This is a genomic window from Aquimarina litoralis, from assembly GCF_039523995.1.
Classification (GTDB): Bacteria; Bacteroidota; Bacteroidia; order Flavobacteriales; family Flavobacteriaceae; genus Aquimarina; species Aquimarina litoralis.
Window position 1 is genome coordinate 395256 of the sequence record NZ_BAAAGE010000002.1, and the last position, 23890, is coordinate 419145.

Annotated in this window: 21 protein-coding genes; 14 read left to right on the top strand and 7 right to left on the bottom strand. The window is 30.9% G+C overall.

Going from position 1 to position 23890, the window contains the following annotated elements; all coding sequences use genetic code 11:
- Positions 1–177: 177 nt before the first annotated feature.
- The 10 genes from ABD077_RS10645 (at position 178) to ABD077_RS10690 (ending at position 10494) form a co-directional block, all read left to right on the top strand.
- Positions 178–1485 (top strand): phenylacetate--CoA ligase family protein, encoded by a 1308-nt coding sequence (locus ABD077_RS10645; RefSeq protein ID WP_343912292.1) that lies wholly within the window; start codon positions 178–180, stop codon positions 1483–1485.
- Positions 1486–1744: 259 nt separating this feature from the next.
- The gene (locus ABD077_RS10650) at positions 1745–2350 is read left to right on the top strand and encodes a sugar transferase (RefSeq protein ID WP_343912293.1); all 606 of its coding nucleotides are present in this window, start codon (positions 1745–1747) and stop codon (positions 2348–2350) included.
- Positions 2351–2374: 24 nt separating this feature from the next.
- Entirely contained in the window at positions 2375–3472 is a 1098-nt protein-coding gene (locus ABD077_RS10655) for a hypothetical protein (protein WP_343912294.1), read from the top strand.
- Positions 3473–3498: 26 nt separating this feature from the next.
- Positions 3499–4995 carry an AMP-binding protein gene (locus ABD077_RS10660; RefSeq protein ID WP_343912295.1) on the top strand — a complete coding sequence of 499 codons (1497 nt, stop codon included), beginning with the start codon at positions 3499–3501 and terminating at the stop codon, positions 4993–4995.
- A gap of 24 nt (positions 4996–5019) precedes the next feature.
- A complete protein-coding gene (locus tag ABD077_RS10665) occupies positions 5020–5265 on the top strand; it encodes an acyl carrier protein (RefSeq protein WP_343912296.1) in 246 nt (81 codons plus the stop codon).
- A 5-nt stretch (positions 5266–5270) separates the two neighbouring features.
- Positions 5271–5876, top strand: a complete 606-nt coding sequence (locus ABD077_RS10670; RefSeq protein ID WP_343912297.1) for a sugar transferase — start codon at positions 5271–5273, stop codon at positions 5874–5876.
- 41 nt (positions 5877–5917) lie between these two features.
- Positions 5918–6562 carry a NeuD/PglB/VioB family sugar acetyltransferase gene (locus ABD077_RS10675; protein ID WP_343912298.1) on the top strand — a complete coding sequence of 215 codons (645 nt, stop codon included), beginning with the start codon at positions 5918–5920 and terminating at the stop codon, positions 6560–6562.
- A gap of 3 nt (positions 6563–6565) precedes the next feature.
- A complete protein-coding gene (locus tag ABD077_RS10680; RefSeq protein ID WP_343912299.1) occupies positions 6566–8140 on the top strand; it encodes an FAD/NAD(P)-binding protein in 1575 nt (524 codons plus the stop codon).
- An 81-nt stretch (positions 8141–8221) separates the two neighbouring features.
- Positions 8222–9310: a GNAT family N-acetyltransferase gene (locus ABD077_RS10685; RefSeq protein ID WP_343912300.1), complete on the top strand. Its 1089-nt coding sequence runs from the start codon at positions 8222–8224 to the stop codon at positions 9308–9310.
- A gap of 26 nt (positions 9311–9336) precedes the next feature.
- Complete coding sequence (locus ABD077_RS10690) at positions 9337–10494, top strand: GNAT family N-acetyltransferase (RefSeq protein WP_343912301.1); 1158 nt, start codon at positions 9337–9339, stop codon at positions 10492–10494.
- Between the two features lies 1 nt (position 10495).
- On the opposite strand, the gene ABD077_RS10695 is transcribed toward ABD077_RS10690, so the two are convergent.
- Complete coding sequence (locus ABD077_RS10695; protein WP_343912302.1) at positions 10496–11464, bottom strand: hypothetical protein; 969 nt, start codon at positions 11462–11464, stop codon at positions 10496–10498.
- A 26-nt stretch (positions 11465–11490) separates the two neighbouring features.
- Positions 11491–12624 carry an MBOAT family O-acyltransferase gene (locus ABD077_RS10700; protein WP_343912303.1) on the bottom strand — a complete coding sequence of 378 codons (1134 nt, stop codon included), beginning with the start codon at positions 12622–12624 and terminating at the stop codon, positions 11491–11493.
- Positions 12625–13630: 1006 nt separating this feature from the next.
- Here ABD077_RS10700 and ABD077_RS10705 point away from each other — a divergent pair.
- The 4 genes from ABD077_RS10705 to ABD077_RS10720 all read left to right on the top strand — a co-directional run bounded on the left by ABD077_RS10705 (position 13631) and on the right by ABD077_RS10720 (position 19931).
- Positions 13631–14764 carry a DegT/DnrJ/EryC1/StrS family aminotransferase gene (locus ABD077_RS10705; protein ID WP_343912304.1) on the top strand — a complete coding sequence of 378 codons (1134 nt, stop codon included), beginning with the start codon at positions 13631–13633 and terminating at the stop codon, positions 14762–14764.
- Complete coding sequence (locus ABD077_RS10710; protein WP_343912305.1) at positions 14761–16689, top strand: polysaccharide biosynthesis protein; 1929 nt, start codon at positions 14761–14763, stop codon at positions 16687–16689. Before ABD077_RS10705 ends, ABD077_RS10710 begins: the two co-directional genes overlap by 4 nt.
- An 87-nt stretch (positions 16690–16776) precedes the next feature.
- Positions 16777–17565 (top strand): polysaccharide biosynthesis/export family protein, encoded by a 789-nt coding sequence (locus ABD077_RS10715; RefSeq protein ID WP_343912306.1) that lies wholly within the window; start codon positions 16777–16779, stop codon positions 17563–17565.
- A 5-nt stretch (positions 17566–17570) separates the two neighbouring features.
- Positions 17571–19931: a GumC family protein gene (locus tag ABD077_RS10720; protein WP_343912307.1), complete on the top strand. Its 2361-nt coding sequence runs from the start codon at positions 17571–17573 to the stop codon at positions 19929–19931.
- On the opposite strand, the gene ABD077_RS10725 is transcribed toward ABD077_RS10720, so the two are convergent.
- The 5 genes from ABD077_RS10725 to ABD077_RS10745 all read right to left on the bottom strand — a co-directional run bounded on the left by ABD077_RS10725 (position 19928) and on the right by ABD077_RS10745 (position 23788).
- Entirely contained in the window at positions 19928–20665 is a 738-nt protein-coding gene (locus ABD077_RS10725; RefSeq protein WP_343912308.1) for a tyrosine-protein phosphatase, read from the bottom strand. The genes ABD077_RS10720 and ABD077_RS10725 overlap by 4 nt on opposite strands.
- A gap of 173 nt (positions 20666–20838) precedes the next feature.
- Positions 20839–21573 (bottom strand): head GIN domain-containing protein, encoded by a 735-nt coding sequence (locus ABD077_RS10730; RefSeq protein ID WP_343912309.1) that lies wholly within the window; start codon positions 21571–21573, stop codon positions 20839–20841.
- 22 nt (positions 21574–21595) lie between these two features.
- Positions 21596–22696 carry a DUF4097 family beta strand repeat-containing protein gene (locus ABD077_RS10735; RefSeq protein WP_343912310.1) on the bottom strand — a complete coding sequence of 367 codons (1101 nt, stop codon included), beginning with the start codon at positions 22694–22696 and terminating at the stop codon, positions 21596–21598.
- Positions 22677–23240, bottom strand: coding sequence for a hypothetical protein (locus tag ABD077_RS10740; protein ID WP_343912311.1), 564 nt, complete (start codon positions 23238–23240; stop codon positions 22677–22679). Before ABD077_RS10740 ends, ABD077_RS10735 begins: the two co-directional genes overlap by 20 nt.
- Complete coding sequence (locus tag ABD077_RS10745) at positions 23237–23788, bottom strand: RNA polymerase sigma factor (RefSeq protein ID WP_343912312.1); 552 nt, start codon at positions 23786–23788, stop codon at positions 23237–23239. The genes ABD077_RS10740 and ABD077_RS10745 overlap by 4 nt, the downstream gene beginning before the upstream one ends.
- Between the last annotated feature and the right edge of the window lie 102 nt (positions 23789–23890).

Consider the following 23890-nt stretch of genomic DNA (forward strand, 5'->3'; position numbering starts at 1 on the left):
TAGATATTTTCTTACAATTTCTTATTTTACCAAAAACAAAAAAAGTAAATAACATCGTCATAATAATAGTTGTATATTTTATCCCTTAAATATGCAGGAAATTTTTCATATAAGCTCATTATATGACTTTGATGTTTGCTATGCTTTGAATTAAGATGAAAGTTAAGTGGACGGTATATGAGAGTTAACGAAAGGATAAGAAATCTTTCTTTTTGGATTATTGATTTTTTAAGAGGAGGTAAGGTTAGAAAACATTATCAAGATGTTAAGCACATTATTGAAAAACCTAATCATCCACTATCATTAGGTAAAAAAGAGCAGTATTTAAACGATTTGCTAAAACATGCTACTGGAACTTCTAATTATTATAAAAATATAAATCCAAATAGCCTTCAAAATTTCCCTGTTATTAATAAAGAAATAATCAAACTTTCCTATAAGGATATACAATCACAAATACATATTAATACGCAGAAAGTAGGAGTGTCTACAAGCGGGTCTACAGGAGCTTCTTTCACTGTTTACCAGAATCTCGATAAAAAAAATAGAAATACAGCCGATATCATTTATTTTTCGGAGTTATGTGGGTTTACAATAGGATATAGGTTATACTATTTACGTTTTTGGAATATGTTTAAAAAGAAAAATGGGCTAGCTTCTTTTTTTCAAAATATCATTCCAATAAATGTTTTTGAACTATCAGAAGAAGCCGTTAAAAAGCTGATTACTATCCTTAAACAAGATTCTTCAAATAAAGGAATGTTGGGCTATGCCTCATCTTTTGATAAAATATGTAAATATTTAGAATCAATTAATTCAAAACCTATTGATTGTAAATTGCGGTCAGTAATTGGAATGTCAGAGCGTTTAGATCCGAATACCAAAATACAGATGAAAAAATACTTTAATGTTGATATGGTATCCAGATACTCAAATGCAGAGAATGGTATGTTAGCGCAACAGCCAATAAAAAAAGAGTATTTTAAAATTAATTGGGCAAGTTATTATATAGAAATTCTCAATTTTGATAATGATGAAAGGGTAGTTCCTGGAACTATCGGAAGAATTGTAATTACAGATCTATTTAATTATGATACTCCAATGATTCGATACGACACAGGAGATATTGGTATTATGAATTATGAAAAGGATCATAACGCTTCTGAACTTGTACTTACTAAAGTAGAAGGTAGAAAAATGGATATGATTCGAAATACCTCAGGAGAGATATTATCTACTAGTATTCTTTTGATCATTAACAAATACAAACAAGTAAAGCAAAGACAGATTATCCAAAAAACAGAAAAAGAATACGTCTTTAAATTAAAAATAGAAGAGACTACTTTTGATCAAGAAACTGAGTTTATTCAAGAGTTTAGAGGGTATTTAGGTGAGGATGCAGATATTAGAATAGAATATGTATCTGAGATTCCATTATTAAATTCTGGAAAACAAAGAGCAATCGTTAATGAATTCGTTGCTTAAATAACTTTAAAATAGGTAGGTATGACAAGTGTTATTTTTGTTTAAAAAGAAGTTAATTTTAGTTAAGAAAATAAAATATAGATTGTATATTTGCCAGCGATTCTAAATACAGAATTATAGATATGATGATCACTGCGTTCCCCTTGTCAGATATTTGTCATTTATCTATCTCGTTTCCCCCGTATTTTAATAGTAAAGGTATAAGCCAGATGTTTTCCTGTGCTTTAGATTGTTGTTTATTTTTAAATTAAGGAATAGAGTGTATAAACAAATTTTGAAAAGAGTATTAGATTTTAGCATTGCGTTTGTAGTGTTGTTATGTATTTCTCCTTTATTTTTTATACTAATCCTTTTTTTAGCTATTGCAAATAGTGGTAAACCTTTCTTTGTCCAAAGACGACCAGGAAAGAATGAGAAGATCTTTAGTATCATTAAGTTTAAAACGATGAATGATTTAAAGGATTCTGATGGAAATCTACTACCAGATAAGGATAGAATGACTCCTGTAGGAACATTTGTTAGAAAAACGTCTTTGGATGAAATTCCGCAGCTTGTAAATGTTTTGAAAGGTGATATGTCATTGATTGGACCAAGACCATTAATCATTGAATATTTACCTGTTTATAACGAAACACAGAAAAAAAGACATAATGTAAGACCTGGAATTACTGGTTGGGCTCAAGTTAATGGTCGAAATTCAATTTCCTGGACAAAGAAGTTTGAGTACGATGTATGGTATGTAGAAAATTGTAGTTTTTTACTAGATCTTAAGATAATTGGGCTTACCTTAAAAAAGGTATTAAAGAAAGAAGATGTTAATTTATCCAATGAGTTAACTTCAGAATGGTTTAATGGTACTAACTAATATTAGATTTATAGTAAATATAGAATGAGTAAAGATTTACAAGTTATAGGCTTAACCAAAAAGATATTAAGAGAAGCTATTGATAAAAATACGTATTGGAAGAATGATCTTGCTCCTTTGCCTAAAAGTAAAGCTATATGGTTGGTAAATAACAATAGAATTGAAGAGAATGATTATTGTGGTGTTTTGGGATATGAAGGAGACAAAATGATTTCTTTTATTTTTATGTTTCCTGATTTGTTAAACGCTGGTAATGTAGAGCCCCAAAAGGTATATTGGATGATATCTTGGTGGGTTCATAAGTCCTATAAGGATACTGTTTTAGGGACTTATATATATAATGAAGCAATTAATCTAACAGGAAAACAAGTACTGATAAAGTCATATGCTGAAAATGTAACTGCTTTTTATGAAAAGCAGCCTTTTACCGTGATAGCATCGAGATTAAGACACACCATATTTTTTAGTCTAGATGCCTCTATGTTAATAGGGAGGTTTAAATTTTTAAAATCCTTTAAATTTATATTAGATCGAGTAGATGGTTTTGTTGGCGGTATCATAAGATATCTAAATACTTCAAAATTAAAAAATAGAGTGAAGTCACTTTCTTATGAATATGTAAACCAATTAGATGATGATACTTGGGAATTCATAAAACCTTCTTGTAAAAACGACTTAATTTATAAAACAAAAGAATATGTCAATTGGCAGTTAAATGCAAGTCAGTATTTGCAAACTCCTGTGCCAGAAAGACATCCGCATAAGTCTTTGCAAACAGGAATTAGTAACAATATTTATTTGCACAATCTTAAAATTTCAAAAGGAGAAGAAATAATAGGTTTTGTATCCTATGTTGTTAACTATAATGAATTGAATGTAAAGTATTTTATAGTTGACAAAGAGGAAAACTATGATATTTGTGTTGATGCCTTGTTAGAAAATTTTATAAGACAAAAGACAACTTTTATGTTTACTGATGATACTAAGTTGTCGGATAACATAACCAAAAGATTTAAAACAATATTTACGCATAAAGTAACTAAAAAAGGTTTAGCTCATAATGATACCAAAGTTGATACGGAGCATTGTGAAATGTTAAATCGAGATGGACATTTTTATTAACTAATTGCATAACCAACCAGACCAAAATGGAATTTGTAAATAGACTTCAAAAATCAATAGAGCAACATGCTAATCTGAACGTATTATGCATAAATGGAACATTTTATACGTATAAAGATTTTGCACAGGAAATATCAAATATAAGAGCTGCTGTTACAAATAAAATTGACGATTCGGAAAAATTAATAGGTTTGGTCACTAATGATGATTTACAGACCTATGCTAGTATTTTGGCACTTTGGTTAGAAGGTAAGGCGTATGTGCCAGTTAATCCAGAAGTTCCTTTTGAAAGAAATAGTAAAGTTTTTGAACAAACAGAAACCAAGTATGTAATAGATTCTTCAGAAAATTCAATTTATATTGATTATCAGGTAATTGCGTCAAATCAGTTGTCGGAAGCTAAGATTAATTTGGTTCCAAGAAAAATTAAAGGAGACGATTTAGCTTATATTCTATTTACTTCTGGAACTACAGGATTGCCAAAAGGAGTTCCGATTACATTTGATAATGTACAAGCTTTAGTTGGAGCTATAGATGCTGAACCAACTTTTAATTTGGTTCCGGAAGATAGGTGCTTGCAGATGTTTGAACTTACCTTCGATTTTTCTGTAGTGGCTTATTTATTTCCTTTATTAGCAGGTTCCTGCATGTATACGATTCCTAAAGGAACGATTAAGTATTTTTATATTTTCAAGTTAATAAAAGAAGAAAAGTTAACTGTACTCACTATGGTTCCGTCCATCATCAATTATTTAAGACCTTATTTTGGAGAAATAAATGCACCAGATGTACGATATTGTAGTTTTGGAGGAGGAGCCCTTCATAGCGATATAGCTAAAGAATGGAGTGATTGTTTGCCAAATTGTAAAATATTTAATTATTATGGCCCAACTGAATTTACGGTATATAGTGGTTTTTATCCGTATCATAAAGAAACAGCAACCAAAGCTCACAACGGGATAATTGCTATCGGAATACCACAAAAAGATACTTCATATTTAGTGGTTAATAATAATAATGAAGAAGTTCCGATAGGAGAGACGGGAGAATTGTGTTTGGGAGGACCACAAATTACTCCTGGTTATTGGAAAAATGAAGAACGAAACGCCAAAAGCTTTTTCGTAAGAGAAGAAAATGGAAAAAGCATTCGTTATTATAAAACAGGAGATCTTTGTTTAAAAGATGAAGATGGAGATTTTTTATACGTAGGTAGAGCAGATTTTCAAGTAAAGATTAGAGGATATCGTGTGGAATTAGCTGAAATAGAGTTTCATGCTAAATCTAAATCTGAAAAAAAAGTGAATATGGTAGCGTTAGATATTACAAATGATCTAGGAAACGCTGAGCTTGGATTAGCTATTGAATCTGAGGAATTTGATACAGAAATTATTTTTGACCATATGAAATCAATGATGCCATCATATATGATTCCAATGCATGTGAGATTTGTAAAAGAATTTCCTCATAGTATCAATGGTAAAATTGATAGAAAAGAACTAAAAAAACATTTTGACTTAACATAAATACCTAAAAAATAAAAACAATCGATGAGTAGAGAAGATATTTTATCTAAAGTAAGAACAGCGTTCATCGCTGTGTTAGAGCATGAAAACTTTCAACTTTCTGATGAAACAACTGCAAATGATGTTGATGGATGGGAATCTATTACACATATGATGATTATTACAGAAGTTGAAAAAACATTTAATATCAAGTTTAAATTAATGGATCTTATGAACATGAATAATGTTGGAGATTTACTTAATTGTATAGAATCAGAATTACAAGCATAAATTATATGTACCAGTCGTTTATAAAACGTATTATCGATTTTACTCTAAGCTTTATTGGGATTCTCTTTTTGTCGCCAATTATCTTAATATTAATTATACTGTTAGCAATAGCAAATGGCGGAAAACCTTTCTTTTTTCAGTCTAGACCTGGTAAAAATGAAAAGATTTTTAAAATAATTAAGTTTAAGAGTATGAATGACAAGAAAGATGGAAATGGAGAATTGCTTCCTTTTGATCAGAGAATTACTAAAACAGGTAAGTTTATAAGAAAATACTCATTAGATGAAATCCCACAGTTATTTAATGTTTTAAAAGGAGATATGAGTTTGATTGGTCCTAGACCACTATTAGTTAAATATTTGCCTTTGTACAATGATGTTCAGAAAAAGCGACACGATGTTAAACCTGGAGTTACTGGGTGGGCACAAGTTAACGGGAGAAATACAATTTCATGGGATGAAAAGTTTAAGTTAGATGTTTGGTATACAGAAAACATTAGCTTTAAACTTGATGCAAAAATTATAATCAAAACGATAAAGAAAGTTCTCTTTAAGGAAGATATCAATAGTGGCGAAAATGTAAATATGCCTACCTTTACAGGTAATAATTAACCATACTAAATTAAAACAACTAAAAACTATATTATAAAGAAGTGAAAAATGCTGTAATCATTGGAGCTGGAACGCAAGGACAAGTATATGCTTCTTACCTAAAAGAAGCTGGAATTAATATCATCGGTTTCATAGATGATAATCCAGAGCTAATAGGTAAAGACGTTATAAATATACCAGTAATAGGTATGTATAAAGACTTGTTTTTGGATGAGTTTAAAAATAAAATACAAGATGTGTATTGCCCAATTGGTGTAAATGCTGTAAGAGTTGAGTATTTATCAACTTTAAAAAAAGAGGGATACGGAATTCCTGGTTTTTTACATCATACTGTCTCAATCGCTCCAGATGTTACCATTGGAGAAGCAGTATATATGCTAGCAGGTAACATTGTAATGCCACATACTAACATAGGGAATTATATTATGATCAATATGGATAGTACAATAGCGCATCATGTGACATTGGAAGATGGAGTTTTTATGTCTTCTGGTGTAAATATAGGAGCACTGATCAATGTTAGAAAGAATGCTTATATAGGTATGGGAGTTACTGCTATGACTGGAGTAAAAGAAATAGGAAAAGAAACATTGATAGGAGCCGGTACAGTTATTATTAAAGATGTTCCCGAATATACTACCGTAGTTGGAAATCCAGCACGTGTAATCAAAACAAAACAACCATAATTTATGGATTTTGAAATTAACCACACAGATATCACTTTTATAGGATCAGGAATTTCGTCCTCATTCTCTATATTACATTTTCTTGATCTTTTAGAAAAAAAACCAATTAACAAGAAAATTTCACTTACAATTATTGATCGATATCCAGAGTTTTATACAGGTATTCCATACGGTGTTAGGTCTGGTTACTCGGTTTTATTAATTACTTCTTTGAAGAATTTTTTGCCAGAACCAGAATTGAGTAAATTCATTGAATGGCTTAATCTAAATAAAGAATGGCTATTAGATGAATTTAGAACAGAAGGTGGACAATTGTCCCTAGAGTGGTTAGCTACACATAAAGAAAGGCTTAAAAATAATGAGTGGGAAGATCTGTTTATTCCGCGTCGATTTTTCGGCTCTTACATTGATCAAAAAGTAAAAAGTACTCTTGAAAAAGCCATAAATGAGAATAGGGTAACTGTAGATTACATCAACTCCGAAGTAACAGATATTGAAAAGAATAATGATTTTTATACATTATCATTATGTGATCATAAAAAAATATCATCAGAAAAAGTCATTCTGTCGGTAGGTTCACTTCCTACGCTAAAATTATGGAAGAATGAAGATTTAATTCAGGAGGATAATCTAATGTTTATCAATAACCCTTATAAACCAAATTTGGGTGAAGTTTTAGGACAATTAGAGTTGTTTTTAAAAGGCAAGAATGCTAAAGAAGTAAATGCTTTAATTGTTGGAGCAAATGCGAGTGGATTAGAGATGTTGTATAAGCTAAATGATTTAGACGCTATTGGATCCAAGATTGATAAGTTTACAATGTTGTCTACACAAGGACTTTCTCCAGATTCTATTATAGATGAAGAGGGAAAAAAGAAATATACTCCTAAAAATTTATTAGCGCTAAAGGACAAGGAAGACTTGACTGCTAGCCAAATTGCCGAAGCAACATATAAAGATTTAGATGTAGCTGATGATGTTAAATTAGGTGCAGCTTCTACAGTCGATATTATATCTAGTGCTTTCGGAGCATTACTGAAAAAATTAAATCGTGAAGAATTAAAAAAGTTTGCATGCTTGTATGGTAATGATATTGGACGTAGACAACGTTGTGCGGGATATCATTATTCGAAAACTATCGATGCTTTAAAAGAGGAAAATCGTTTTGAACATATTGCAGGAAGATTTGTTGATATTAAAAAAGAATCTGATCAAGCACATTTTTTCGAATATTTAGATACAGCATCTAAAACTAATAAGATAAGTAAAGATACTGTCGATGTTGTTTTCAATTGTATCGGAGGTACAAATCTAAAAGCATCAGATGTTCCTGAATTGTTAAAGAATCTGATTCAAAAAGAATTATGTGTTCCTAATGAATCTAATATTGGTTTTGATGTAAACGAATCCTTAGAGTCATCTAAGAATTTACATGTTATGGGACCACTTTTGGCCGGAAATATTTTTGATGGTAAAGCTGTCTGGCATGTAGAACATTGTGGAAGAATTATCTGGCTTTCAAGTGTGTTGTCCGAGAATATACATCAATATTTTAAACTTTTAGAACCTAAAAAATGAAATAACTGTAAAAATAAAAAAATCTACCCCCTAGATTAAGAGTACTATTAAACCGAAATATCCATACCAAACATTTTTGCATTGAACAACTATAAAATACAAATTAAAAAGCTCAATGATTCTGTAGAGATACAGAATTACAAAGATCTGCTCATAAATAGATGGGGAAATAATGTGTATTATTCTATAGAACATATGCGTTATTTTGAGAAAGAAGGAGACCATCTAAGATGTTTTTTGTTAGAAAAAGATGATGATCCTATAGTTTTAATGCCTTTTGTTTTAAGAAAAATCAATATTAATAATACTGATGTTCCTTATTACGATGCTATCAGTCCATATGGGTATAGTGGTCCTTTATTTAATGAAGATATAACAGCAGTAGATCTATCAGAGTTTTGGCGTTTAGTTGATGTTTGGTACAAGGAAAATAATGTGATAACAGAGTTTATTCGTTTTAGTTTAAATTCAAATCATCAGAATTATTCTGGTTCGTTGATCAAGACACTGTCTAATGTTAAAGGAATGTTGATTAATGATTTTGAAGAACAATGGAATGCCTTTTTACCAAAGGTTCGTAATAACTACAGAAAGGCGATAAATTACGATTTAGATTTTAAAGTATTTCATAGACACGAAATTACAAAGGATATCATTAAAATATTTCATAGTATTTATGAAGACACAATGACTAGGAATAATGCAGATAAAATTTACTTTTTTTCTAACACATATTTCGAAGATCTAATTTTATCGAATCTTAATAATTTTTCTATCATTGTTGTTTACTATCAAGAAATTCCAATTTCTGTTGAGTTAATCATTAATTATAAGGATACCATATTTGCTTTCTTAGGAGGAACTAATGCTGAGTACTTTAGCTATCGTCCTAATGACTTTTTGCGGGTTAAAGTAATCGAATGGGCAATTAGTAATGGAAAGAAATATTATGTTTTAGGAGGAGGAATGAAGGATGGAGATGGATTGTATAAGAATAAAAAATCTCTTTTCCCAAAAGATCAAGATGCTACCTTTTATACAGGTAGAAAGGTAATTAATGAGAAAGTCTATGATGAGTTGTGTTTAGCATCTTGTGATACATATGCACAGCTAGATAAAGAGGAGCTTAATAATTACTTCTTTCCATATTATAGACTAAACAACAGATAATATTAATTATCCAGAAATTCAATCGGGTGAAAAAAAACAGTATAGATTATTTCTTCGAGCTTTTCGAAAAATCCTCAATTCCTAAAGTATTTTCTGGAGTTAAATCCGAAAATTCCAATGAAGTTATTGAAAACGAAAATTATGACAGTACACTTGTAAATGAACCGAATGAAATATATTCTGTTTTTTTTATTTCGGACTACTTAGAACCAAGTCTTGATGATACAAACTTTACTGTCAAAAAGGTAGATCAGTTTTTTAAAGGATATGCTATTTTTTTAGATGGTTTTTCCAGTGCAGATGCATATATAAAACATCGTTTTAGAAGTAATGCCAAAGGTATTAGAAGAAGAATTAAACGATTAGAAACTTGTTTTGATATTACTTACAAAACATATTATGGCAGCATAGAAAAGGATATCTATGATGCTTATATGGATAGTCTTGAAAAAATGTTAGTCAGACGATTTGAGCAGCGTAATGATGTTAGTCAGAGTCTTTTAAGATGGGATTATTATAAGAAACTGTATTTCACCTTAATTAATGAGAAAAAAGCTTCTATGTTTGTTGCTTTTGATGGGGATCAGCCAATTATTGTTTCTTTAAATCATCATTTTCAACGACGATTGTTTAGTGCAATTTCTTCATATGACATTGATTATTCTAAGTTTAGTTTAGGAAGCGTTGAGATTTATAAAAAGGTAGATTGGTTAATAGCTAATGACCATAAATCTTACGAAATGGGTATGGGAGATTTGAGTTATAAAAGGGAGTGGTGTAATCATATTTATAATTTTGAACATCAGGTCATATATCCCAAAAGATCTTTATTAGCTATTATAAAAGGAAACATAGAGTATACAAAAGTATTGTTTAAAGAGTTTGTTTTCAAAATTGCATATGTACGATATAAAAATTATAAAGCGAAACGTAAACAATCACTTGGAATAAATTCAGAAACTTTTGAAGTATCTAAAATAGAAGATCTAAATTATAATGAGAATCTTCCAGAGATAGATTATAATTCGGAGAGTTATAAATCTATTCGTAGTAAAGTTTTTGACTTTCTGTATACCAGCATAGATAAGGTTTCTGATGTTAGAGTAGTAGTTTTATCGGAACAAGAAAAATCATTTTTGATTTTAGGCACTTCTAAAATGCAAAAAATCGTACAAAAACAATAGTTTATTTAATGGCAGGTATCTTTTTAAGGTAATCCGAAATTGATTTTGCTATTAACTCTCTACCATGATCATTCCAGTGTCTATCATAAATTAATGTTGTTGGCTTTTTGCTTTTTGCAAAATAATCTGCAAAATCGATGTAATTAAAGCCTTCATTGTTAAGATATGTTATAAAATAGTCACTAGTGATCTTAGAATCTAATAATAGTGTATAGCGAGTCTTGTCAAAACCATATGTTTTAACTAAGCTTTTGAAGTTAGTTAAATATTGTTCTTCTTTTTTCTTTATTGCTTCTTGTTTTTCTTTATCAGAAATTTCCTTTGTTGGGGTGTGAGGTTTTAGTAGATTTTTTAATCGATAAAGCAACATTTGAGGAGGGTCTAGGACACCAATACTTTTACAATAAACTAGTAACTTACTTTTTTTGAGTAATCGATTCGTTGTCGATTCTAAGGCTAATCTTCCTTGTACTACTTTGTAAGTCCCTCTAGTTAAATCATTTGAAAATTTTATTCCCAAAATAACGTGATCAATAACGTTAAATTGCTCTTGGTAAGCATTTACCAAATGTAACTGATCAGCAAAGTCATATCCAGCATATCCATATTCATAAACTTCAATTCCAGGAATAGATTTTTCGATTTTTTTACCAATAGAATTGTAATAATTCTGATGAAAACCTTCAATAAATGAATCTCCTACCAATGCAACTTCAACTTTATCTATAGAAGGTATAAATTCTCTATACGAATTGTATCCTGAATTATTAATATGAAATTCTGAAAAATTTTGTCTTCTATTCCCTGTAACTGAAAACCCCTGTTGGTTTGGTAACCATTTTTCTACTTTATGCTCGTCTAGTATTCTCGTTGGGGTGTCTTTTCCTAAATGAAAAATCCGAACAAGCAATTCTAAAGAAATGAGTATCAGAAAAAAATATAAAGCACTTTTAAGAATAAGTTTTTTCATACTATATAGTGGATTAGATAGTCATTTTAAAATTGAAAATAAATAAAAGATCGATCTATATTGTCATCAAAAAATAATAGCATCGCTAGTATTACCAGAGTATACAAAGCAAATCGTACAATTTTTGATTTGAATTTGAATGGAGATCTTTCATCTCTTCTAATTAGATACTCATAAAGTACAAACAATGCTAAAAGAATAAAATAATCTATCATTCTATATCCTAAAGGATGTGCATAAGTCTCAAATTTGAAATTAGAATATAATTGTTTTAGAAAACCAAAAGCATCAGTAATGGATTCCGATCTAAAGAACACTCTTGAAAAAGTTACTAAAGAAAATGTCAATAAAATTTGAAATATCTCTTTAATAGATGGAAACCATTGGTTTTCTGCTACTACATTATTCATATAAATACGATTTCGACCCATTAGAAATACAGGAATGTAAAGAAGTGCATGAATAGCTCCCCAAAATACGAAGGTCCAATTAGCACCATGCCAAAAGCCGCTTACTAGAAATATAATAACAATGTTTCTTACGGATTTTAGTTTGCTAACTCTGCTGCCTCCAAGTGGAATGTATACGTAATGACGAAACCATGTGGATAATGAAACATGCCATCTTTGCCAATATTCTGCAACATTTCTTGAAAAATTAGGAAATTTAAAATTAGACATTAATTCTATACCAAAGAGCTTCGAAGTCCCAATAGCAATATCAGAATATCCGCTAAAATCGCCATATACTTGAAAACTAAATAGCGAAACTCCCAAAACTAGAGTAGAGGCAGAGTAAGTTTCATAATTAGCAAAGATGTCATCTACTATTGGAGCTATAGAATCAGCAATTACTACTTTTTTGAATAAACCCCAAAGAATAAGTTTAATACCTTCTTTACATTGTATATAGTTAAAAGTTTTTTTAGTTGTTATTTGTGAGAGTAAATTAGAAGCTCTCTCTATAGGTCCTGCAACTAGTTGCGGAAAAAAACTTACAAAAGTGGCAAAAGATATAAAATCCTTAGTAGGAGTAAGTCTCTTGTAGTAAATATCAAGCGAATAGGACATCGTCTGAAATGTATAAAATGATATTCCTACAGGTAATATAATTTGTAAAGTCCATGAATTATCAGCTTTGTAACCTATTGTGTTCATCATGTCAATCCAAGAGTCTACAAAGAAATTGTAGTATTTAAAAAAGCCAAGAAGGCCAATATTAAAAATAATACTTACCCATAACCATCTTTTTCGAATGTTGTTAGAATTACTAGTATGTATAAGAGGCCCAATGATAAAGTCTAATATAGTGCTAGCAAGAATTAAGAACAGAAAACGCCAGTCCCACATTGCATAAAAAAAGTAACTAGAAATCAGAATAAAAATGTTCTGAAATTTTAAATTCTTTTTAAAAAGTGTCCAATAGACAATAAAAACTATCGGAAGGAAGATGAAAAAATCTAGAGAATTAAATAACATGAATAATCATTAATATAAAATTCGGGGATCGTTAATAGAAAAATGTAAATTGGTTGTTTTTTGAAGCGAGTAAATTTTACGTAATTTATTTAATTAATCAAGTATTATTCACTTTTTTTTAAAAACTATTTTCTCGTACTTTATTGGATACATTTCGTGAATTGATTCGAGGGGTAAAACCCTCACTAAAAAAACAGCTAAATTCCTGAGTTGTGGTGTTAAAATAACTGATATTATTGTAGTGTTTTTTCAGAAGATAATTGCGTAAGAATGTATGGGGTTAATTTTAAATTAAATTTGGTTATAAAACGTTAAAAAATGGATTTTAGGCTTAAAATGTGAATAGTAATTACCATTTGTGTAGGTAAATACTTGGTTCTTATGTAAGAATATATAGTAATTTTCTTACGGTAAATCCCTTGTTTCGTAAACTATTTCGAAATAGTTATGCTGTTAAACGCTTTTTTTAAGTATTCTATCTAAAAAATTAATTTTTCCAGTGATATTAAATCTAACTGAACTATTTTAGCATTGGTTAAAGCAAGTAAGAGTAAAATACATATTGGAAGTACTACCCCCTTCTTCCTTACATTTTATTAGATTGTCATGAAAAAGAATCTAGCATTTGTTCCTTTTTGGAGCAATTGTTGAGGATAAATTATTGTTCAATAATTAATGGGGAAAAATTATGAATGCAGTAGAATCCAAAAAGATATGGCTTTCTTCACCGCACATGGGGGGAACAGAGCAAAGTTTTGTTAAACAAGCTTTTGATACAAATTGGGTTGCACCGTTAGGGCCAAACGTAGATGGTTTTGAGAATGATTTAGAGAGCTATCTCCAAAATGATAGTCACGTTGCCGCGTTAGCTTCTGGTACGTCGGCATTACATTTAGGTTTGATATTATTAGGAGTTACGCAAGGAGATGAAGTGTTATGTCAGAGTATGACATTTGCAGCATCAGCGAATCCTATTGTATATCTTGGAGCTAAACCTGTATTTATCGATAGCGAAAGAGAAACTTGGAATATCTGTCCTGAGCAATTAGAGTTAGCTATTAAAGATAGAATTTCTAAAGGTAAAAAACCAAAGGCTATTATTGCCGTACATTTATATGGTATGCCATATGATGCTGAAGCAATCCATAGAATAGCTACTGAGTATCAAATTCCAGTTTTAGAAGATAGTGCAGAGTCTCTTGGAAGTACTTATCATGGAGTTAAGTGTGGAACTTTTGGGGATATCTCCATATTATCTTTTAATGGGAACAAAATTATTACTACTTCTGGTGGTGGAGCTTTAGTAGCAAAAAATGAAGAGCTAAAAAGAAAAGCCATTTTTCTATCTACGCAAGCTAGAGATAATGCACCACATTACCAACATAGCGAAATCGGGTATAATTACCGAATGAGTAATATCATAGCGGGTATAGGCCGTGGCCAGATGGAAGTACTAGATAAACATGTTGGTTATAGACGTAATAATTTTGAATATTATTGTAAACATTTAAATGATTCTACAGATATAAAGTTTTTGCAAGAACCTGAGGGTTCTTATTCAAATAGATGGTTGACGTGTATAGAAACCACCTCTTTTGAATTAAGAGAGCAATTACGATTAGCATTAGCTAAAGAAAACATAGAATCAAGACCACTATGGAAACCCATGCACCTTCAACCTGTTTTTGCAGATTGTGATGCGTACCTCAATGGAATTTCTAATGACCTATTTGATCGCGGACTTTGCTTACCTAGCGGGTCCAATCTAAGAGAAGAAGATTTATTTAGAATTGTATCGGTAATTAAAAACGAGTTGAGATGATAAAGGATTACATAATTAATAATTCGCATAAGCACGCTTCTAAATGGCTTGTGTTGTCTATTGATATTGCTATTACTATTTTTAATTTCTTTTTAGCATATGTAGTTAGATTCGGTATTACTTTTGATTTCGACCTTACCAATTTTGTCTATCAGATACCGGTTATGACCGCGTTAGCGGCTATTAGCTTCTTATTAATAGGTTCGTATAAAGGAGTAGTTAGGCATACAGGAATGAGAGATGCTTATAATTTGTTTTTAGCAGTAACTGTTCTGATAGCCTTAAGTGGAGCACTAATGGTATCGAGTAGATTGTCATTAATGCCTGAATTACTAAATATACCGGTTTCAATAATATGTGTACATTATTTATTAAATATCATTACACTTACTACTAGTCGTTTGATCTTTAAATACTGTTATTTGTATATAAAATCAAAACTTGGAGATTCTTCAAGAGTGATGATATATGGTGCTGGAGATTCTGGTCTTATTACATTAGCGGCCATTACTAATGACTCTCATAAATCAGTAACCGTTGTTGGATTTATTGATGACAATCCACAAAAAATAGGGAAAACAATAAATGGAATTAAGGTTTATAGATCTCAATCAGTTGATCAAACTTATATTACAAAAAACAATATAACAGAGATTATTGTTTCGATTCCGCATATCGATAAACAACGTCTTTCTCAAATTTCAGATAATTTATTGAAGTTATCAGTAAAGGTTAAAATAATTCCTGCTATTAATGATTGGATAGATGGGAAATTAAATGTTTCTCAAATTAAACAGATTCAGATTGAAGATTTATTAGATAGAGCTCCAATTGCTTTAGAAAATCAGAATATCAAGAAAGAATTACACGATAAGGTGATTATGATTACTGGTGCGGCTGGATCTATCGGTAGTGAAATCGTGAGACAAGCTTCATTTTATAGTTATAAGCATTTAGTTTTAGTGGATCAAGCAGAATCTCCTTTATATGATCTGCAACAAGAATTACTAAGTAAAGGTGTTGTTAATTTTACACCAATAGTTGCTGATATCAGAGATCATCAGCGTATAAAAACTATATTTGAGAGATTTAAGCCTAATATGGTTTTTCATGCGGCGGCGTATAAACATGTTCCTTTAATGGAAAATAACCCTTGCGAGGCTATTAAAATTAATGTTTTAGGAACAAGAAAGTTAGCTGACTTATCTTCAGAATTTGGAGTAGATAAATTTGTTTTCGTATCCACTGATAAAGCAGTTAATCCTACAAATGTTATGGGGGCTACAAAAAGAGTAGCCGAGATGTATATCAAGTGTCTTCATAAAACAAGCAAGACTAAGTTTATCACTACTAGATTTGGAAATGTTCTAGGATCTAATGGTTCTGTTATACCTTTATTTAAAAAACAAATAGATAAAGGAGGACCTCTTACAGTTACTCATAAAGATGTAACACGATTCTTTATGACGATACCCGAGGCTTCTCAATTGGTAATTGAAGCAGGAACTATGGGTAATGGAGGTGAGATTTTTATATTTGATATGGGAGAGTCCGTGAAAATATTTGATTTAGCTAAAAAAATGATCAGATTATCCGGTTTAAACTACCCTAATGATATTGATATTGAAATCACAGGATTAAGACCAGGGGAAAAGCTGTATGAAGAGCTTCTTGCTGATACAGAGAATACATTGCCTACGTATCACAAGAAAATTATGATAAGCAAGCATGATGATGAAGATTGTCCTCTTATTATGGATAAAATAGATGATCTATGTATCATGAATTTATTTAATCAAGACCATAAAATTGTAGGAAAACTTAAGGAAATAGTTCCAGAGTTTATTTCCAAGAATTCTGCCTTTGAAAGTATTGATGTAAAAAATCAAGAGACTAACAATAAAAACCCTAAAGTTTTAGTTTAGTCTTCTTTTAAAATTGTTATTATAAACAAGAATATTATTTTATTTTTGTTTGATATTGAAAAGCCCTAAAGAAAAGAACTTATACATATGCGTTCATATAACCTTATTATTATATTATTATTAGTTGTATTTACATTTTCCTGTAAAACACCAACAGATGTTGTGTATTTTCAAGAGTCTAAAGATTTGGAGGAAATTAAATCAGCCAATTCATTTACTCCAGTTTTTAAAGTAGATGATGTGGTGAGTATCACGGTTTCCGCTACGGATATGGATGCTGCAAGACCTTTTAATTTGATGCAAGGAGCAAGCTTACCTGCAACTGGTGCGGAGAGTGGTGGTGCTTCTGCCAATGGGGCAAGCGAACCTACATATTTAATTGATGAAGAAGGAAATATTGATTTTCCCGTATTGGGGAAATTAAAAATATCTGGTCTTACACGTATTCAGATAAAGGATATGTTGAAGGAAAAACTTAAAGTTTATATTAAGGATCCTATAGTTAATGTGAGACTGAAAAACTTTAAGATTACAGTAATTGGTGAAGTTGGACAACCTGGATCGTTCACCATTCCGAATGAAAGAATAACTATTATTGAAGCTATTGGATTAGCTGGAGATTTAACTATAATGGGAAAAAGGGGGAACGTAATGGTTATCCGTGAGAACGATGGAGTTAATACCTATCATCGTGTGGATCTAACTTCTAAGTCCATTTTTGATTCTCCCGTATATTATTTAGCCCAAAATGATGTATTGTATGTAGAGCCAAATGAGGCTAGAGTGAAAAACTCTAAAGGTAATGATAAAACCATTGGAGTTGTGTTAAGTGTTATAAGTGTTGGTCTAGCGGCTTTAGCACTTATCTTAAGATAGTTGGTATGATTACAAATAATAGTACGGAAAACAACGATACGTTTGTTAATAACACTGCACCAAAGTCTAGTTTCAATTTTAGAGATGAAATTCTAAAATATGTAAAGAAATGGTACTGGTTTTTACTCAGTGTAATCATTTTTGGAACACTCGCTTATCTTCATGTACGCTATACGATTCCTGAATACAATGTCTCAGGAACTATACTAATATCTCAAGAGGAAAGTGTTAGCGAATCTGAATTAGCAGCCTTTAAAGATTTAGGACTATTAGATGATTCTCAGAATAAAATCGAAAATGAGATTCAGATTATGAAATCAAGAACACTACTAACTAACGTAGTGAATAATCTGAAGCTTAATGTACAATACTTTACTAAAGGAAGAGTATTGGAAACGGAAAACTATCCAAAATCAGTGGTAGAGATTAATTTTCTTTCTGCTGATTCCATTGTGCATACTAAGTCTAAAGATTTTAGGGTTCTTATTAATTCTGAAACTACATTTTCTTTTGTTGATAAAGAAGGGCAGAAATTAAGCGATCATTCTTTTGGAAAAACTATCAATACAAGTATTGGCGATATAGTAATAACGCCAAGCATAGAGGATATTCAGACAAATAAAGGAAAGATTATCCATATTAAGGTTACTCCAGTAAATATTGTAGCCCAAAAATATAGAAATAAATTAGCTATAATCACTATAGGTAAAGGGTCATCTATTGTTAAACTGTCTCTTAATGATCCAGTTAAGGAAAAGGCCAAGGATATCATTAATAATTTGGTAGAAGAATATAATAAATCTACCATAGAGAACAAGAAGATTACCTCAGCTAGAACTGCTGGTTTTATTAATGAAAGATTAGAACTCATTTCTGGTGATTTATCCGCGGTAGATGATGAAGCAGCTGGATATAAGTCTAAATTTGGATTGACGAATGATGTGTCTGCTCAAACGCAAAGAGTTGCAGATATAGATTCCAGAAACCTTCAAGAGATAAATAGGTTAGAAACTCAATTAAGAAAAATTGAATCTACAAGAAGATTTGTGTTAAGTCAAGATGGTAAATATGATATTTTACCTTCTACATTAGGTTTCGATGATCCCTCTATTACTTCTACGGTAGCTCGATATAACCAATTAATAAGCCAGAGGAAAAGATTACTAAAATCTTCTAGTGAGCAGAATCCTGTGGTTGTTAATATCGTAGAACAAATTAATTCATTACGACAAGGATTAATAGCGAGTTTAAACGGTGCCAAAAATTCCATTAATATAAGTTTGAATAGTCTTAGAACACAAGATAAATATTTCAGTGGGCAATTATATAATGCTCCACTTCGACAAAAAGAACTTACTGCAATTGGTAGAGAGCAAGGAATTAAAGAACAATTGTACCTGTACTTATTACAAAAGAGAGAAGAAGCTGAAATTACGAGTCATATCACATTATCGAATGCTCGTGTTATCGATAAAGCTTCAACTCTAGGTTCTTATCCAGTATCTCCAAATAAAAAGATGATCTTTTTTGGAGCTATTTTTATGGGATTAGCCCTTCCATTTTTAACGATCTATTTATTAGATTTATTTAATACAAAAGTAAATTCTCGAGAAGACCTAGAAAGATCTCTTTCTATGCCAATTTTAGGAGCTATCCCTAAAACAAAAAGTAAGAAAAGTAAAATTGTTGTTTCTAGGAACAGTAGATCTTCAGTAGCAGAGGCATTTAGAATTCTAAGAACGAATTTAGGTTTCTTAATGGCAGGTAATCATAAAGAAACTGGAAAAGTTATTTTTGTTACCTCTACTATATCAGGAGAAGGAAAGACTTTAGTTTCATCTAACCTTGCAAAAACATTAGCAATATCTGGAAAGAAAATTGCGTATTTAGGAACGGATTTTAGAGATCCCAAGTTTCATAATTTCTTTGAATTACCTAAGGGGAAAGATACGCCTGGATTTACCAATTTCATTATGAATTTGGAATTAAAACCTGAGGATGTCATTTACGAACAAGGAGAACAAGACCCGTTATTTGTAGTGCCTTCTGGTGTAATTCCACCAAACCCAGCAGAGTTGTTGATGAATGATAGGGTGAAAGAAATGTTTGAATACCTAGGTAACAATTATGACTATATTGTTGTAGATACGGCTCCAGTAAGTTTAGTAACAGATACTTTGCTAATTGGTCATTTTGCTGATTTAAGTATTTATATAGTAAGAGAAAATTATTCCGACAAAAGAATACTTCAGGTTCCTGAGAATTTCTACAGAGAAAAACGTTTACCAAATATGGCTGTGTTATTGAATGCTGCAGGTGATAAGGTTGGATATGGCTATGGCTACGGATATGGAGTTAAAGGTTAACTAAAAACTATCATATTATTTTCCATAAGTTTTGAAATTTTAGCAATATACTTTGGTAAAAAGCCCTTTTCAAGTGTTTCAAACTGCTGATAATTATGTACATCGGATCCAACAAAGTCAAAAAGATCTTCGTTTAGCATTTTATAAGCTGTTTTTTTGACCAATTCACCATAATATCCAGAAATTGAAAGTAAATTTAGCTGAAATAAAAAACCGGACTCTTTCAATTCTTTATATTTATTAATACTATCCTGATAATAAGAATATCTTTCTGGATGAGCTAGAATAGGAGAGTACCCTTTTAATTTAATTTCAAAAAGTAATTCATTTAGATTTATTGGAGGGTTAAAAGTGGACATCTCAACCAGTATATAGTTTTTATGCAATGGAATAATATCTTCATTTTGAATTCTCTTAAAAAATAAATCATCCAGCATATATTCGGCACTTGCTTTTAAATTGACGTCGATCTCCAAAGTAACTAGTGCTTTTTGCATTTCATTATGTTTCTCCTGTATAGTTTTAGAAGTATTTGGCCATACTTCATTCATAATGTGAGGAGTAGTAATAATTTTTGTGAGTCCTAGGTTTTTGAATTGCTCAATGATGTATGCAGATTGGTAGACTGTTTGTACACCATCATCTATACCAGGTAATAAATGAGAATGTATATCTACATATCCTTTTGGGAGGATATCATGAAGAGGAATTTCTTTTTTCGATAAAAAATACAACGTGTTCGTTCTTGTTTTGGGGTTATTAAAGTAGTATACTTTAATTTGATGTTAGTTCCCTTATTAACTTACATCAAGATAATTACAAAAGTAGAAATTATTAGACGTAAAAAAAACTGCCTAAGAAGTAAAACTTCTTTAAGCAGTTTTCGGATTATTGAAATATGCTTCTTTTAGTGTCTGGTAATATCTCCAGAACCAGATACTTTTTTGTCTTCTCTTTCAGGATTTCCTTGGTAATCGATATCACCTGAACCTGTAACTCTTGCTTTTATATAGGATGTAGAAGTTACTTTAATATCTCCAGATCCTGTCACTGATGCTACTACATCTTTAGCTTTTAAGTCATATGCTTTTAGATCTCCAGAACCTGTTACCTTACACTCTAGATTATCGGCTGTACCTTTTAGTACAAGGTCTCCACTTCCAGAAACCGAACTTTGGATATTATTGGCTTCTACTGCTAATCGAACATCTCCAGAACCAGAAACGCTTGTTTTAAAGTCAGATGCTTTAATAACATCATCGCTATATACATCGCCTGATCCAGTAAGGCTTACTTTGCTCAAATCTTTAAAAGGTACCGTTATGATAAGTTCTTTGTTTCTGCTTACCTTTAAATAATATCCTTTTTTTACATAAATTTTTAAAGCATCACCATCAATTTCGGTTACTACATAAGGAATAAGATTGCTTTCACCCTCTATTTTAATGTTTCCTTCTGTACCGGATACTAAAGATACATCTAGGCTACCTTTTACTTTTACCTGATCATATTCAGATAGATTTCTTGTTTTGGTAACTACATTACCATCTCCTTCAATTTTCTTGCTATTTCCCCACCACTGTGCGTTTACTGTTGTGATACTACAAATGGCTAAACTTAAAATGATTGTTGCTGTTCTCATAATTGATTGAATATTTGAATGATTAATTTTTTCTTAATTTAACACTGCCATAGCTGGTAGAAATATCAATGGAGTTACCACTATTTTTCTGGCCGTTATAACCACTATAATCCTTGTCAGTGTTTTCTCTATTTTTTTTCATGATATTGATATCATCATCAAGGCTAATTCCACCATATGAAGTTCTAATACTGAAATCGAAGTTTAGATTGGAATTATACCCAATACCAACACCTGTATAATCTGTTCGGATAGTCACATTTTTTGTAGTCACTTCTAGATTATCAATGGCTATCGATCCATAATCAGAATTAATGTTTACGCTAGTACTAACATTACCAATATTTGTATCCAAGTAGTCTCCGTTCCCTTTGAAAACACCAACGTTTTCCACTTTTAAACTACCATAATCACAGTTGTAATTTAGTTCTTTAATAGCTTTTATTCTGGATTTAGTATAATCTGCATTAAGAAGGATGTTTTCTCCATTTTCTAAGGTAAAATCGGAGTAATCAGCACTAATTTTTCCAGCTTTCATATATTTTATTGTGCTATTGTGGGTATAGTCAAAACTTATATAATTTTCATTACCCATTAATTCACCAACAATAATTTGACCATAATCACAACTTAATTTTGCATTACCCGTAATTTTGTCTAGTGTAATACTACCGTAATCATTGCTTAATTGTACGTTGTTAGTTATGGGTACCTTTACATTATAATTGATCTCCATTTTGATGTTGCTTCCGTTCCATCCATCAGAAAACTTAGACCACCAAGATTTCCCTTCTTTATTAAAGGTAGTTTTAGCATCTACTAACGAAGCGCTAGATTCAAAATCCACATTTATACTTTCCAATTTTTTGATCACTTTTTCCTCATCATTCCCATTAACTTTAATGGTAATTTCCATTACTACTTTGTTTTGGTCCCAAGATGTGATATCTAGATTTCCATAATCATTACTAATTTTTAGTAAAGCATCACTGTTTACAGAAAATTCCTTTTTCAAAGATTTTTCTTTTGTATACTTTCCTTTCATTCCATTATTGTTGTTAGCTAACACCAAAGTCGGAATAAGAAACAAAAAACATAAGATTTTATAGTATGTTGGTTTCATTTTCTGATAATTTTAATTTGTTGATATCGTTAATTTTTTCTAATACATTTTCCAAAAGAGAGGCGCGTTGTTGAAAATTCTTTATCATAGCACTAATAACTCTTTTGTCATTGCTACTTTCTACTAAATCCTTTTTTAAAATTTCGTAGCTAGTCTCTAATTTTTCTAATTGTTTCATAGCATCGTCTACAAGTGCATTAGTTTCTTCAGATGAGTTTTTGCTTATTTCTTCTAGTTGATTTTGAATAGCAACGGTAAAGAAATTCTGAGTTTCTTCCATCTGAGGAGAAACACTAGCTAATTCAGCTTTTTCATTGGTCTGAAAAATAGGAGCGATCGAAATCATACCTATTAATACCGCTATCGATGCAGCAATCGCTAATGGCCTTATCCAATTTCGTTTCTTAGGTTGTAAAGAAATTACTTGATTTTGTGATTGTAATTTTTCTAAGAAGCGAAGTTTATGATCAGCTGATGGTTCAAATACATCAAGTTGATTTTCCATGCGTTCAAATAATTTGTCTATTTCATCTTCGGTTTTCATGCAACTACTAGTTTTTTACGTAGACTTTCTTTTGCTCGAGAAATTAGGGTACGGCAATTAGAATATGATATATTCAATATTTCGCAAATTTCCTCGTAATCATACCCTTCAATTAAGTGTAAAGACAATGCTGTACTATAACTTTCCTTTAATTCCTTTAGCGTTTGCAATACTGCATTTGCTTTTACACTAGTTAAATCTTCTCTTACAACCCCTTCTGTTTCATCTGTAAGGGCATACGATACGGCTTCTAAAGGGACCTCACCATAGGTAGTGCGCTTACGAGATATTGTAAGACTGGAATTAACTACTATCTTTTTTAACCATGAACCAAATACTTTACTATCTTCTAACATAGATAATTTTGTAAAAGCCGTTAGAAAGGCTTCTTGCATTACATCTTCGGCTTCAGCAGAATCTTTTATAATTCTAAAAGCAGTGTTGTACATTGCTTTGTAATAGCGATTATAAATTTCCATCTGCGCTCCTTGATCTTGCTTGCGGCATCTTTCTATGAGCTGCTCTGTATTTAGTTCGGTTAGTGTCAAAAAAATAGTTTGTTTTAGTATAAAGATACAGCTAGTTGTATTTTGTTACAGTTTTGAAATATTTTTTTTAAAGTTTATGGCATAACAATTGAATTAGTTAAA

Bases quoted from the DNA above. Each gene is read 5' to 3' on its own strand.
- ABD077_RS10645 (WP_343912292.1), top strand. From the start codon at position 178: ATGAGAGTTAACGAAAGGATAAGAAATCTTTCTTTTTGGATTATTGAT.
- ABD077_RS10655 (WP_343912294.1), top strand. From the start codon at position 2,375: ATGAGTAAAGATTTACAAGTTATAGGCTTAACCAAAAAGATATTAAGA.
- ABD077_RS10660 (WP_343912295.1), top strand. From the start codon at position 3,499: ATGGAATTTGTAAATAGACTTCAAAAATCAATAGAGCAACATGCTAAT.
- ABD077_RS10665 (WP_343912296.1), top strand. From the start codon at position 5,020: ATGAGTAGAGAAGATATTTTATCTAAAGTAAGAACAGCGTTCATCGCT.
- ABD077_RS10670 (WP_343912297.1), top strand. From the start codon at position 5,271: ATGTACCAGTCGTTTATAAAACGTATTATCGATTTTACTCTAAGCTTT.
- ABD077_RS10680 (WP_343912299.1), top strand. From the start codon at position 6,566: ATGGATTTTGAAATTAACCACACAGATATCACTTTTATAGGATCAGGA.
- ABD077_RS10695 (WP_343912302.1), bottom strand. From the start codon at position 11,464: ATGAAAAAACTTATTCTTAAAAGTGCTTTATATTTTTTTCTGATACTC.
- ABD077_RS10700 (WP_343912303.1), bottom strand. From the start codon at position 12,624: ATGATGAACACAATAGGTTACAAAGCTGATAATTCATGGACTTTACAA.
- ABD077_RS10705 (WP_343912304.1), top strand. From the start codon at position 13,631: ATGAATGCAGTAGAATCCAAAAAGATATGGCTTTCTTCACCGCACATG.
- ABD077_RS10710 (WP_343912305.1), top strand. From the start codon at position 14,761: ATGATAAAGGATTACATAATTAATAATTCGCATAAGCACGCTTCTAAA.
- ABD077_RS10715 (WP_343912306.1), top strand. From the start codon at position 16,777: ATGCGTTCATATAACCTTATTATTATATTATTATTAGTTGTATTTACA.
- ABD077_RS10720 (WP_343912307.1), top strand. From the start codon at position 17,571: ATGATTACAAATAATAGTACGGAAAACAACGATACGTTTGTTAATAAC.
- ABD077_RS10730 (WP_343912309.1), bottom strand. From the start codon at position 21,573: ATGAGAACAGCAACAATCATTTTAAGTTTAGCCATTTGTAGTATCACA.
- ABD077_RS10735 (WP_343912310.1), bottom strand. From the start codon at position 22,696: ATGAAACCAACATACTATAAAATCTTATGTTTTTTGTTTCTTATTCCG.
- ABD077_RS10740 (WP_343912311.1), bottom strand. From the start codon at position 23,240: ATGAAAACCGAAGATGAAATAGACAAATTATTTGAACGCATGGAAAAT.